11 protein-coding genes are annotated in these 13,567 nt (G+C 62.8%); 3 read left to right on the forward strand and 8 right to left on the reverse strand.

Going from position 1 to position 13,567, the window contains the following annotated elements:
• Positions 1 to 412 precede the first annotated feature (412 nt).
• The 3 genes from ABEG21_RS04850 to ABEG21_RS04860 all read left to right on the forward strand — a co-directional run bounded on the left by ABEG21_RS04850 (position 413) and on the right by ABEG21_RS04860 (position 4,936).
• Entirely contained in the window at positions 413 to 2,743 is a 2,331-nt protein-coding gene (locus ABEG21_RS04850; protein WP_347556125.1) for a DNA translocase FtsK 4TM domain-containing protein, read from the forward strand.
• 76 nt (positions 2,744 to 2,819) lie between these two features.
• Positions 2,820 to 3,605, forward strand: coding sequence for an outer membrane lipoprotein chaperone LolA (gene lolA, locus ABEG21_RS04855; protein ID WP_347556126.1), 786 nt, complete (start codon positions 2,820 to 2,822; stop codon positions 3,603 to 3,605).
• 5 nt (positions 3,606 to 3,610) lie between these two features.
• Positions 3,611 to 4,936 carry a replication-associated recombination protein A gene (locus tag ABEG21_RS04860; RefSeq protein WP_347556127.1) on the forward strand — a complete coding sequence of 442 codons (1,326 nt, stop codon included), beginning with the start codon at positions 3,611 to 3,613 and terminating at the stop codon, positions 4,934 to 4,936.
• Positions 4,937 to 4,997: 61 nt separating this feature from the next.
• Here ABEG21_RS04860 and ABEG21_RS04865 read toward each other — a convergent pair whose 3' ends face one another.
• The 8 genes from ABEG21_RS04865 to ABEG21_RS04900 form a co-directional block, all read right to left on the reverse strand.
• Positions 4,998 to 6,209: an SGNH/GDSL hydrolase family protein gene (locus ABEG21_RS04865; protein WP_347556128.1), complete on the reverse strand. Its 1,212-nt coding sequence runs from the start codon at positions 6,207 to 6,209 to the stop codon at positions 4,998 to 5,000.
• Positions 6,210 to 6,413: 204 nt separating this feature from the next.
• Positions 6,414 to 6,728, reverse strand: a complete 315-nt coding sequence (locus ABEG21_RS04870) for a hypothetical protein (RefSeq protein WP_347556129.1) — start codon at positions 6,726 to 6,728, stop codon at positions 6,414 to 6,416.
• Between the two features lie 622 nt (positions 6,729 to 7,350).
• On the reverse strand, positions 7,351 to 8,922 hold the full coding sequence (locus ABEG21_RS04875) for a class I adenylate-forming enzyme family protein (RefSeq protein ID WP_347556130.1): 1,572 nt from the start codon (positions 8,920 to 8,922) through the stop codon (positions 7,351 to 7,353).
• Positions 8,919 to 9,830, reverse strand: coding sequence for a VOC family protein (locus ABEG21_RS04880; protein ID WP_347556131.1), 912 nt, complete (start codon positions 9,828 to 9,830; stop codon positions 8,919 to 8,921). Before ABEG21_RS04880 ends, ABEG21_RS04875 begins: the two co-directional genes overlap by 4 nt.
• A gap of 58 nt (positions 9,831 to 9,888) precedes the next feature.
• Complete coding sequence (locus tag ABEG21_RS04885) at positions 9,889 to 10,326, reverse strand: PaaI family thioesterase (RefSeq protein WP_347556132.1); 438 nt, start codon at positions 10,324 to 10,326, stop codon at positions 9,889 to 9,891.
• A gap of 119 nt (positions 10,327 to 10,445) precedes the next feature.
• Positions 10,446 to 11,447: a zinc-binding dehydrogenase gene (locus ABEG21_RS04890; RefSeq protein WP_347556629.1), complete on the reverse strand. Its 1,002-nt coding sequence runs from the start codon at positions 11,445 to 11,447 to the stop codon at positions 10,446 to 10,448.
• A 20-nt stretch (positions 11,448 to 11,467) separates the two neighbouring features.
• Entirely contained in the window at positions 11,468 to 12,529 is a 1,062-nt protein-coding gene (locus ABEG21_RS04895; RefSeq protein ID WP_347556133.1) for an ABC transporter substrate-binding protein, read from the reverse strand.
• A 118-nt stretch (positions 12,530 to 12,647) separates the two neighbouring features.
• The gene (locus tag ABEG21_RS04900; RefSeq protein WP_347556134.1) at positions 12,648 to 13,565 is read right to left on the reverse strand and encodes an ABC transporter permease; all 918 of its coding nucleotides are present in this window, start codon (positions 13,563 to 13,565) and stop codon (positions 12,648 to 12,650) included.
• Between the last annotated feature and the right edge of the window lie 2 nt (positions 13,566 to 13,567).

A 13,567-nucleotide genomic window follows, 5' to 3' on the forward strand; every position in this document is an offset into this window, starting at 1 on the left:
ATGATACCTGGGGCCGTGCGATCCGTTTTCAATCCCCGGCCGCGGGTGCCGGTTTCGTTGCGGCGCCGCCTGTTCGCGCAAGCATCGGCCGCTATTTCCTTGGCCCGACAAAGTGTTACAAAAGTGTGGCGCTGCGACACGGGTCTTGTCACCGATCTGTCGTGCGCCGCCCGCGCCGCCGCCGATGCCCCGAAAAGGCTGAAAAAACAACGGATAAGCGTTTCCCTTTGGCGCGCGAAGCGGGGCACTCCAATGCCGGCGCCGGGTCTTTTCGTGCGCGCGCAGGACGCTTTGCCGCACGCCGCGCGTCCATCACCGGGGCGGGCAGGCTAAAATGGCAGCGCCGACGGAACGGCGCGGGCCTGCAGGCCCGCCACACGCCGCCGCGCACCCCGACAGATTGATTGGATAAATGGCGAAAACCACCTTTACACCCGGCGCGCCCGCCTTACCGCATCGGATGTCGCGGCTCTTCATCGAAATTCGCTGGCTGATCCAGGTCGCCGTCTCGATTTTCCTGCTGCTGTCGCTCATCAGTTATGACCGGCGCGATCCGGCGTGGACGCATGCCGCCCATGTCGACCATATCGCGAACTGGGGCGGCCGCGTCGGCGCCTGGACCGCCGATATGCTGTTATTGCTTTTCGGCGTCTCGGCGTACTGGCTGCTGCTGTACGTCGCACGGCGCGTCGCGAAGAACTATCGACGCATCAGCGGCCATCCGCTGATGTCCTCGGCGCCGGTCGCGGACGATTCGGCCGCGCATTCGCACGGACGAATCGGTCCGATCGCGGAGGTGTTGTCCTTTGCCTTGGTTGTCCTGTCCAGCGTCGGCCTCGAGGCGATGCGGATGTGGTCCTTGTCGATCCCGCTGCCGCGGGCGCCGGGCGGCGTGCTCGGCGATGTGGTGGCGCACGCCGTTCAGGGCGCGCTGGGTTTCACGGGCGGCACGATGGTGCTGTTGCTGATGCTGGCCATCGGCTTGTCGCTGTTTTTCCAGTTTTCCTGGCTCAGCGTCTGCGAACGGGTAGGTGGCGCGATCATCTCCGGTGTGACGTTGGCGCGGCTGCGTCACGAGGCCGGGCGCGACCGCAAGGCGGGCGAGGCCGCGGCGACGCGCCGCGAGGACAAGGTGGTGCGCAGTCGGGCGAAAGTCGAGGATCACGAGCCGATCCAGATCGTGCCGCCGGCGCCGGCGCCGCGTTCCGAGCGAGCGGAACGCGAAAAGCAGGTGCCGTTGTTCACCGATCTTCCCGGCGACGGCACCTTGCCGGCATTGGCGCTGCTGGACGCGCCGGGAGCCGCGCAAGAGACGGTCTCCGACGATACGCTCGAATATACATCCCGCTTGATCGAGAAGAAGTTGAAGGACTTCGGCATCGAGGCGGCCGTGATGGCGGCCTATCCGGGCCCGGTCGTCACGCGCTACGAAATCGAGCCGGCCACGGGCGTCAAGGGCAGTCAAATCGTCAATCTGGCGAAGGACCTGGCGCGTTCGCTGTCGCTGACATCGATTCGCGTGGTCGAGACGATTCCGGGCAAGAACTTCATGGCGCTCGAATTGCCGAACCCACGGCGGCAGACGGTACGCCTCTCGGAAATCCTGGGCTCGGATGTCTACAACGCCGCCGGTTCGATGTTGACGATGGGGCTCGGCAAGGATATCGGCGGCAAGCCGGTGGTGGCCGACCTCGGGAAAATGCCGCACTTGCTGGTGGCGGGTACGACCGGCTCCGGTAAATCGGTCGGGATCAATGCAATGATCCTGTCCCTGTTGTACAAGGCCAGCGCCGAACAGGTGCGGATGATCCTGATCGATCCGAAGATGCTAGAAATGAGCATCTACGAGGGCATCCCGCATCTGCTCTGTCCGGTCGTGACCGATATGAGTCAGGCCGGTCATGCGCTGAATTGGACCGTTGCGGAGATGGAGCGCCGCTACAAGCTGATGAGCAAGCTCAGCGTGCGCAACCTCGCCGGCTACAACAACAAGATCGACGAGGCGGACAAGAAGGGCGAGAAGATCGGCAATCCGTTCTCGCTGACCCCGGACGCACCGGAACCGTTGTCGAAATTGCCGTCGATCGTCGTCGTCATCGACGAATTGGCCGACCTGATGATGGTGGTCGGGAAGAAGGTCGAGGAATTGATCGCCCGTATCGCGCAGAAGGCGCGCGCCGCCGGTATCCACTTGATTCTCGCGACGCAGCGGCCGTCGGTGGACGTGATCACCGGCCTGATCAAGGCCAACGTCCCGACGCGGATCGCGTTCCAGGTGTCGTCGAAGATCGACTCGCGCACCATTCTGGACCAGCAGGGTGCCGACACCTTGTTGGGAATGGGCGATATGCTGTACTTACCGCCGGGCTCGGGCCTGCCGGTGCGCGTGCATGGTGCTTTCGTCTCCGACGAGGAAGTGCACCGTGTGGTCGAGGACTTGAAAGCCCGCGGAGGAGAACCCAACTATATCGAGGGCATCCTCGAAGGCGGGGTTGCCGGTGGTGCGGAAGGGGGCGAGGCAGGCGAGGGCGGCGATGCCGAAGCCGATCCGCTGTACGACCAAGCCGTGGAGATCGTGTTGAAGAACCGACGCGCCTCCATCTCCCTGGTCCAACGCCACTTGCGTATCGGCTATAACCGCGCGGCCCGGCTGCTGGAGCAGATGGAGCAATCCGGCATGGTGTCGGCAATGGGCTCGAACGGTAATCGCGAAATCCTGGTGCCGCACCGCGAGGCGGACTGACGCCGCCGGGCGCGCCGCATGCGCGGCCGCCGGGCATCGCTCCAGCAAGAACAGCGACAAAATAGAGGAGCACATCATGATGTCGAACCCCCTTTTCAAAAAGCACGTCGCGACGACGACGATCCGTGCCGCGGCGGCCCTGCTGGTCAGCGGCGCTTTGAGCGGGCTGCTGCCGGGCTTTGCCACGGCCGCCCGGGCCAATGGCGTGGACGAACTTCACACTTTCGTCGCCCAGGTCAAATCGGCCAGCGGCGAGTTCACACAACGGCAAATGAAGCCGGTGAAGGGCAGCGGCGCGAAGGCGGCCGCTGCAGCGGCAGGCAATCCGAACTCGGCCGCCGGCGATGCCACCAAGGGCAATAACACCGTGCAAGTCGGCGGCGATATGCTGGAACCGGCGGGCTCGTCCAGCGGCACCTTTACGTTCGCCCGTCCCGGCAAGTTCATCTGGGAATACCGTCAGCCCTATCAGCAGTTGCTGCAGGCGGACGGCAAGACCTTGTACATCTATGACAAGGATCTGGCGCAGGTGACCGAGCGTGCACTGGGCAGCTCGCTGGGGGCGAGCCCGGCGGCCATCCTGTTCGGCAGCAACGATCTGGACAAGAATTTCACAGTGAAGGACGGTGGCAGCAAGGGCGGCCTGGATTGGGTCGAGCTGGTGCCGAAGGCCAACGATACGCAGTTCAAACGCATCGGCATCGGTTTCCAGAAAGGGCAGTTGAACGCGATGGAACTGTACGACGTGTTCGGCAATGTCACCTTGCTGTCTTTCCAGAATCTGAAGGAAAACCCCGCGTCGCTGAAGAGTGATGCGTTCTCCTTCACGGTGCCCAAGGGTGCCGACGTGATCAAGGGCTGATCCGCATGCCGACGCAGGACCTGTTTTCCACGACGCCGCGCCGTCCGCTGGCCGAGGCCTTGCGCCCGGCGCAGCTCGGCGATGTGGTGGGGCAGCGGCATCTGCTCGGTCCGGGCAAGCCTTTGCAGCTCGCGTTCGCGGCTGGCAAACCGCATTCGATGATCCTGTGGGGGCCGCCTGGCGTCGGTAAGACGACGTTGGCACGGCTAACGGCGCAGGCCTTCGATTGCGAATTTATCGCCTTGTCGGCAGTGCTCGGCGGCGTCAAGGATATCCGTGAGTCGATGGAGCGGGCGCAGCAGACGCTGGACCGCACCGGGCGACACACGATCTTGTTCGTCGACGAAATTCACCGATTCAACAAAGCGCAGCAGGATGCGCTATTGCCGTTTGTCGAATCCGGGCTGGTCACCTTCATCGGTGCCACCACTGAAAATCCCAGTTTCGAGGTGAATTCGGCCTTGTTGTCGCGCGCCCAGGTCTATGTGCTGAAGTCCCTGGACGACGACGAAATGCGCGAGCTGCTGCGGCGTGCGCAGGGCATCGCCTTGCAGGACCTGACCTTCGACGAGAAGGCGATCGAGACGCTGATCGGGTATGCCGATGGCGATGCGCGACGCTTTCTGAATCTGCTGGAGCAGGCGCAGACGGCGGCGCTGTCGACCAAGCGTCAGCATATCGATGGCGAGTTCGTGTCCGGCGCGATGACGTTGAATATTCGTCGCTTCGACAAGGGCGGCGAAAACTTCTACGACCAGATTTCGGCGTTGCATAAATCGGTGCGGGGATCGCATCCGGATGCTGCCCTGTATTGGTTCTGTCGGATGATCGACGGGGGCGCCGATCCGAAATATCTGGCGCGACGGATCGTGCGGATGGCGTGGGAAGATATCGGCCTGGCCGATCCGCGTGCCGTGCAGTTGGCCAATGATGCCGCCGAGACCTTCGAGCGTCTGGGCTCGCCGGAAGGCGAGCTTGCGCTCGGTCAGGCCGTGATCTATCTGGCCTGCGCGGCAAAAAGCAATGCCGGGTATAACGCATTCAATCAGGCAATGGCTTTCGTCAAGCAGGACAAAACGCGCGAAGTGCCGATTCATCTGCGCAATGCGCCGACGAAGCTGATGAAGGAACTGGGATACGGCCATGCTTACCGCTATGCCCATGACGAACCGAACGCCTATGCCGCCGGTGAATCCTATTTGCCGGAAGACATGCCCGAGCCCGGATGGTATCAGCCGGTGCCGCGCGGTTTGGAAACAAAGATCATCGACAAGCTGGCCTGGCTACGCGGCCTCGATGAGGCGGCACGGGATGACAACGAGACATCCTGAGCGCGCGCATCGATAGACCGGGACTGTTCGGGGACGCGTCGGCAGGACGCGCGCTCCGATGTCAAATGGGCGGCGGCATCATCCCGACGGGACGTGGCATTGCACGGGCGACGTCGCCGAGCATGTTGTTAGCGTACCGGTGGTCGAGATCGCCAAACGTCCAGTTGGTACCGCGGATCGCCTGAAAGATCACTTCCCACATTTGCGCGTAGACGGGATCGGTGGGATGGAGTTCGTCGATGGTGGCAATCGGCACCATTCCCTTGCTCGCTTTGATATACCCATCGCGGCTGAAATGGGCGGCGACGCTATCTTGCGCGCCCACGGCGAGTGCTCCCGGATAAAACTCGACGAAGTGTTTGATAACGGCCTCGTTGAAATGGAACGCGATATCGGCAAAGGCGTCGCCCGATGTTTCTGTGGCTAGTCTCAATTTCGCGTTGTACAGGTCGGCCCCAATGACGCACCGATCGATATCCTCGATGACCTTGTCGAGCGTGATAAACGCTCTCGCTGTCCGTGGGACGGGGAGCGCTCTTTGAATCTTTTTAGCGTTCTCCAATTGACTGGTGAACCAGGTCGACGTCGCGAGGACTTCACTCAAAGAGATGTTGGATGCCTCGACTGCTGCATTCACGGCCTCTTTCAGTTGCCTGATGTAGCGCACGATGGTCATCGGACCAAGTAGCCCGACATTGACGAATTGGCATGGGCTGTTGCGCGATGTCATGAGCCGGCTCAGGCGATTCCGTTGTTCTATGACCGCCTTGACCGTGCTGTCCATCGTGTTGCTGGGCCGCCCATCCGTGTAAAGATCATTGGCACCGAACCAGATGATGAACAAGGTATTGCCGAGGTCGCCGGTTATTTTCCGAATGTCTTGCTCGAAAAGATCGACTTGATCCTTGAAGGACGTGAATGCCATCTGCGAGGCGAGTTTGTTGAAGTGCTGGCCATCGCCCACTGCGGCGCCCATCGCGTAATTGGCGTATTGAAAGGGCCTGGCCCCCCTGATGGTCGAGCGGCTTCCGCGCATTCCGTGATGCCGCGCACTTCGCTTGAACGTTGCCTCTGCCGTCTTCTTTAGCAACGTCACCGGGCTCGCGGCTTCGATCATGTGGTCGGTCCAATTTCCGCCATCGCTATACCGGCCGTTGGGGCTGACAAACATTTCCTTCAGCATAATACCGAGACGCCCGGTCGGCGTTTTCCATTTCTGTCCGATATCGGACAGACTATCGCCGAATACGACGATATTGCTGGCGAGTGGCATTGCCGTCTCCTTGGAATCGCAGGCGTCGAACGACACCCTCAGCGATAAGGCAGACTAGCGTTATTAGGACTACGATTTAATGGGGCTTGGCCTTAAATCAGTCTGTCGATTAGAGTCTTATCGATGCGGTCAGCGAAAAAAATCCCCGCTTGAACGTCGATCCGTTCAAGCGAGGATGGTCTCATATGGCGCGGCAGCGCCCGATCAGTTAATGCGCAGGGTCTCGCGTCGCGAGGTGCGGCAGGACGCGTCGCTGACGCCTTCATGGTGCCCCAGCGTCTCTGCCAAGGCTTGCAATTGTGCGTCTTGGCCGGGGCGGCAGCGGATCAAAGCGGCGAGCGAGGCACAAGCGTCGGCGGTACTGCGGTTGACCACGACCTGGTTCGCGTCGAGGCCAATTTCGCGCAGCGCGTTGAACAAGTGCTTGCGCACGATGTTCAAGGCGTCGACGGAACACACCAAGCTCAACTCGTGCGCGTGGCGACGAGCGTGAATCGGACGTTCGATGGCGATTTGCATGTTTCGACTCCTTCCGGCACGCCTGACAGGACGTGCGGTGATGCTGCCCTTCTGTCCGCTGGCAGAACCTGATTGGCTCTGGCGCGGATCGACATGATACGGCGGCGCACGCGGGCTAGGGTCGCCATCCCGGGGATCCCGCGGGAGAACAGGACAGATCTCAACCTCGACTGTCGCTGTCATCCGCGGTCACACCGCGACGGCTATACCAATCGCGCGAACACACCGTCGCATAGCGCGTACGGGCATCGATTCAAATAAAGGGAGCGTGTCGTACAGCCGGTCACCGGAGATCGATCCGTGCGCGTTCGCTAGAACGCACACGGACTGCGTTACGGTGAAACCGAGGTGACGCGGCTGTGTGGCCCGCTGACCCGTCTTTCCGACGAATCAGACAAGGCCGACTAAAAGTGACGGCGGTCGTGCTGATTCGTCAGTGTTTGCCGGCCGATGCCGGCGTGTGACTATGAGAGTCACTGTCCACTGAGAATCTCCGAGAATGAAACTGATAATAGGGTAGCAAAAAAACATCAGTCCTGTCAATGCGATAGCGCGTCTTATGTAAGCGATTGTACGCTTTGCGCGACAAATAAAGCGGGTGCGTAGATCATTGCCATGCCTATCAATGCAGACGGTCCGCCGCCGTCGGCGCCTGCTTGCGCGCTTCGTCAAACAAGGCGCGGCGGTCGATCTTGTTCGTCGAGGCGATTGGCAGCGCGTCGACGAAGTGTACCTGCCGTGGATGCTGGTATGCCGGTGCATGGGCCAGCGCGTATTGCTTGATCGCTTCAGCACTCAGCGCAGGGTCGGCGCGGACGATAAACGCGACCGGCTTCGTGCCCTTGATCTCGTCATCGACGGGCACGACCGCCGCTTGCTGGACGCCCGGGTGCGTCTCAAGCATACGCTCCACTTCGCTCGGAAAAATGTTTTCACCGCCCGAGACGAACATATCGTCGGCGCGACCGATAAAGAGGTGAAAACCGTCCTTGTCGCGCTGGAACACGTCGCCGGTGATGTAATACCCATCCGCGGTAAACGGCGGCGTCAAATCCGGGCGCTGGTGATAGCCGCGCATCACGCCGGGGCTGGCCATCTGCAGTACGCCCGTGTCGACGGTGGGATCGGTATCGCTGGTGCGGCCATCGGCTGCGGCCAGCCGTACTTTGACGGCCGGGTGCGGAACGCCCACCGCGAGCGGCGGCGTGCGCAGCCCCGACGGATGCGGGCCGAAGACCACGGGGCCGCCTTCGGTTGTGCCGTAGGCATTGATCACGCGCGCGTTCGGCAGCAGTTCGTGTGTGCGGGCCAGCAGACTCTCGCTGACCGGTGCGGAGCCCATCCGTATCACCCGTACCGACGACAGGTCGGTCCGGGCCAGCGCTTCCCGCTCGTGCAGCATCATCGCGATCATCGGCGGGACCGCCGTCAACCAGGTGCAACGGTAGCGGCTGATCGCCGCGATATAGTGCGCCGCCTTGAACTGCGGCAGCAGCACGGCGGTGGCGCCCGCCGCCAGCGTCAGCAAGGCAAGGGCGAGGGCATTCATGTGATACAGCGGCGCCGCGATCAGGACGCGATCGCCGGTCAAGGCATCGGCTGCCAGGCGGGTGCGCACCACCCAGGCGTGACTCGCATGACTCAGTTGCACGCCCTTCGGTTTGCCGCTGGACCCGGAGGTGTAGAGCAGCATCGCGAGGTCGTCCGGGGCGGGTTCGAACGAGGGCGCGGCCGCCGCCGCGGCGTCGCCGTGAAGCGCTAGCCAATCGTCGAACGCGCCGGGATGGCCCGACGGGCCGTCCAGCACGATCGGCGCCAGTGCCGCTGGCACCGCGCCAATGCGGGCCGTATCGCAGAACACGCGCGTGGCGCCGGCATCCTGCAGGACATAGGCGATCATCGCATCGGGAAACTTGAAGTTCACCGGCACGGCAACGCCGCCGGCGCGCATCGTGCCGAGCAGCGTCGCCACGTAGTTGATCGAATTCGCCGCGACGATCGCCACCCGCTCGCCGCGTTTCAAGCCGCTCGCCAGCAGGCTTTGCGCAACCGTGTCCGTCAATCGATCGAATTCGCCGAAGCGGATCTCTCGTGCGTGCATCTCGGCATCCAGGCCGACGAAGGCAATATCGTCGGGCGCAAACACCTCGCGGCCACGAAAGAAGACGGCATCACCGAGATTGTCCGCGCTCATGATTGAAACTCCAGCAGGGTCGAAAACGCCGGGAGTGCGACGACGACGCGGCGCGCACCGTCCGCTTCAGCGCTGTGCAGAGACCCGTGCGGGACGCCGTCGACAAAGAAGGGCAGGCCCGCGGCCTCGGCACGTCGTGCTAGCGTGATGGGCGCCGCTGCCTGAAACGTGATGGCGCCGAAATAACCGGCGCGGGGTGCGCTTGGGTCGTCGGGCTGATCTGTCGCAGCGTCTTTGGAGGCTGCGAGGCGCGGTGCATATCGGGTGAAATCGCCGAAGCGCGCGGCAAACGTCCGCGGGTCCTCGATGCGCAGATGGAAACGCGGCCCTGCCGTCGTCGCTGTCGCCGTCTCCGTGTCGATGTCGCCGCCTAGCCCGGCATACTGTTTTTGCAGCGCGCCCGTGTCGTGTCCGACGACACTGAGCGAGACGATGCGTTGCACGCCATTGTCATGCGTCAGCCAAGGCGCGCGCCACACTAGCTCAGGCGTCAGGTGTTGGCAGTAATACACGCGCCCCGCATCCACTTGACCCGGTTTCAGACGCACCGTCACGAAGGTGGCGTCCAAGCGGTTCCCATCGATCTCGACGGGGCGAGAAAAGCGCTGCACCGGACCCAGCGCGAAGCCCTGCGCCGCGATATCGTGGGCCGTCTGTTCCGGCGCATTGGTCTGGAACACCAAGCCATCGATACCGAAGGGGCTCGACAGGACTTCGTCGCGCAACGTGCCGCCGTCGGTCGGTAAGCCGATCAATTCGAGATAGTGATCGTCGAACATCACCAGATGGTTGATCGAGCCCAAGGTATGCCGGCCGCGTGGCGTCAGCGTGAAACCGAGCGCCGCGCATTGCACCGCGGCATCGTCGGTCTGGAAGCGTGTGTTGATGACCAGGTGGTCGAGTTGCATCTCGATCTCGGTGGGTGGGTGCGATGGCGCGCGTCGATGGGCGGCGTGGATGGACGGCTTAGGCCGCAGGTTTCGGCGCAGGGGCCGGCGCGGTCGAGTAGACCCCGCGGCCGCTGGCGCAGAGTTTGCCGTCGGCATCGAAGATCTGCGCTTCGGCCACGGACAACGTCGCGCCGAACTTGATCACTTTACCGCGCGCGATCAGGTCGCCGGGCATCGCGGCGCGATGGTAGTCGACGCGCAGATCGACGGTGGGCACGCCACGGCCGGTTTTCGAGACGAGCGCCCAGTCGGCGGTCAGATCGACCAGCGTCGCCAGAATGCCACCGTGCGTATAACCCTTGTCCGGGTTGACGACCCATTCCTCACGCCATTGCGCCTTGATTTCGATCTCGCCATCGGCAACCGACAGGACTTCCAGGCCCAACCATTGATGAAACGGACCACGACGGAGTTTTTCCGTGATGGCTTCCTTCGAAAGAATCGTGTCGCTCATGATGCGGTATTTCCTATTACGTATGCTGGAGAGGCCGCTGCGGCGTCCATCGTGCCTGTGCTGAGCATCGATGGATCGCCGCACAGCGGCGCATGAATGACGCGGCCGATGCGCACCAGTTAGGGCGCGATCACGACCTTGCCCAAGACTTCGCGATCGCGGATCAGGCGCAGGCCTTCCGCCGCTTCTTCCAGCGGCAGCACGCGATCGATCGCCGGCTTCAGCGTCCCGGCGGCGATCATGTCCATCAGCGCCGACAGATTGTCTTCGTAGAAGCTGTTCGATCCGATCACCTTCAGTTCGAAGCTCCAGATGTAGCGCAGGTCTTCCTTCGGGTCATAGCCTGCGGTGGCGCCGCAGACCAACAGTGTGCCGCCGCGCTTGATGCACTTCAACGACGGCACCCAGGTGTCGCCGCCGGTGAAGTTGATCACCACGTCGACGCCGCCTTCATTGTTTCTACGTTGCGGCTTGCCGTATTGACCGATCGCCCATTTCGAGAAATCGGTGTTGCGATAATTGACGACATGATCGGCGCCCATGGCCTTCAGCGCTTCGGCCTTTTCATCGCTGCCGGCGCAGGCGATCACTTCCGCGCCCAATTGCTTGGCCAGCATCACGCAGGCGGTTCCGACGCCGCCGCTGGCACCCAGCACCAGCACCTTGTCGCCGGCCTTGACGGTGTTGTGCGTGATCAGCATCCGGTGCGCGGTGCCGTAGGCCACCGGCAGCGACGCCGCGTCCTCGAAGGAGACGCCATCCGGCATCGCGATCAATTGCGGCACCGACACCAAACAATATTCGGCCATGCCGCCATCGAGCATTTCGCCCATCAGGCCCTTGCCCGGATACAACGGATTAACCAGCACGCGCTGCCCCACCTTCCAGCCTTGCACATCGCTGCCCAGTTCGACGATCTCGCCCGCCATATCGAGGCCGATGACGACCGGGAACGGCACCTTGATGCCAGGCATGCCCTGCACCGTGAACACGTCGTGATAGTTGAAGGACGATGCCTTGACGCGGATCACCACGTGGCCGTCGGTCGCCCTCGGCTTGGCCATCGGCTGGACGGTCAGTTTGTCCAGATCACCATGTTCGGGCAGGACCAGTGCGCGCATCGTGTCTTGCTGGGGGGCGGTCATTGCGTGATCTCCTTGATCGATTTCGATTGCTGATAGGGGCCGGTGACGAACAGGTCGTCAGGCAGCTTGCCCTTTAAAATGCCGCTGCTGACGAACAGCGCGTCCTCGCGCTTCAACGTGTCGATGTCGCTCTGGTCGAACGCCGCGCGATTCATATTGCGCCACTGCGCGGCATAGACCTTGGCGTCGTCGGCCGGGAGGTTGGCGGTCTTCTCCAGAATCTGCGCGACCTCGTCCGGATGCGCGGCGCCCCAGGTCAGGGTGTCGCGCATCGCGGCGATGATCTTCGCCACGTCGTCGGGATGCTGGCGCACCAGATCGCCTCGGACCGCACCGACGCCGATGTAGGGGACCGCGTCGGATTTCGTGTATTTCTGCCACTCACCGGCGAAGGTGCCCAACTGCCGCACTTTCAGTTCTTTCAATTGCGCGATGGTCACCGAACGCAGCGCCGCGCCATCGACCTGTTTCTGCACCAGGAACTGCGCGAGGCGCGATTCATTGCCGCCCACCAAGGAGAAATCGCTAGGCTGGATGCCATAGTTGCCTGCCAGCACCGCCTGGGCGATCGATGCGACCGAACTGCCCGCCGGCGACATGCCGACTTTTTTGCCCTTGAACTCGGACAGCGACTTGATCGGCGAATCCTCCGGTACGACGAATTGCACATCCGCCGGTTGCGTCGCCAGGAAGATCTTCACCGGCACGCCTTCGGATGCGGTGGCGAAGACGCTCGCGGCGGCGGCACCGAATGCCAGGTCGATCGCATTGGCGGCCAGCGCGCGCGTGGGGGCGTTGACGTCGGAGAAGCGCACGAAGGTGGCATCGACGCCATGCGCCTTCAGATAGCCCTTGGCTTCCAGCACCGCGCCGAACCCGAGGCTCACGCCGCTGGTCCAGTAACCGATGCGCACCGGCGCCGCCTGCGCCTGCAGCGGCGCGGTCAATACCGTCAAGGCGGTGGCGCAGACACCGGCCAGCAGCGCTGCCCGACGGCCGGGCTGGAAGACGGAAAGGAGGGCGGTGCGCCCAGGGCGGCGCGGCGGAAACGATGGCATGTCGATAACCTTTTTGTGAGAGAGATGAGCGTGTGCTGCGTAGCGTTCGTCCGGCAATGCCGCTGCCGATCGATGCGGCTATTCAAGACGGCGGGCGCCGAAAGACGCCTGCCGTGTTTCAGGCCACTTTTTTCCAGCGGAACAGATAACGTTCGAGCGGTTTCAGGATGCCGCTTTCGAGGAGCAGCATCAGGACCACCAGCGTGACGGTCCAGGCGAAGACCTGATCGGTCTGCACCAGATCCGCCGCCTGTTTGAGGCGGTAGCCGATGCCGTCGGATGCCCCCAGCGTTTCCGCGACCAGCGAGACGCGCCAGCCGAAACCGAAAGCGAGGCGCGCGCCCGAGAAGAAATAGGGCAGGATCGACGGTAGATAGATCTTGCAGAGGATCGCCGTTCGCGACATCCGGAAACTGCGGGCGAGTTCGACGTAGTCGGCTTGCACCGTTTGCGCGCCTTGCCAGACATTGGTCAGGATCAAGGGCATTGCGGTCATGAAAACGACAAAGATCGTCGTGCCGTTCGAGATGCCGAACCAGATGATCGCGAAGATGGCCCAGATCGCCGAAGACACGGTATTCGTGACGGCCAGAATCGGCTCGAAGAAGCGCGCCAGTGCGCGACTTGCGCCGAGGGCGATGCCGATCGGCGTGCCGATCACCGTCGCCAGCACGAAGCCGCAACAGACGCGATATAAGGTGATGGCAAGATCGTGGCCGAAGGTGTCGGTATGCCAGAGCGCGATCATCGCGGTGCCGACACGCAAGGGCGACGGCAGCACGAAGGAGGGCGTTCGGAGCGAGGCGAACCACCAGATGCCGAGCAACAGCGCGACGAACGCCAGTCTTTGCGCGACCAGTCCCTGCCAACTGCCGCTGCGGCGGGCCGCGGCCCGGGCGCGTCGGCGCGATGTTTTCGATTCGGCGGCCGAATGCTCGGCTGAATGCCCGGCCGCATCGAGTACGGTCGACGATGAAGCCGTTGGTGAGGACAACGAATCGCTGTTTCCTGGTGTGGTGGGAAGCGGCGGGGCCATGC

Origin of the sequence: Robbsia sp. KACC 23696, from assembly GCF_039852015.1 — a bacterium.
In the GTDB taxonomy this organism is placed as follows: domain Bacteria; phylum Pseudomonadota; class Gammaproteobacteria; order Burkholderiales; family Burkholderiaceae; genus Robbsia.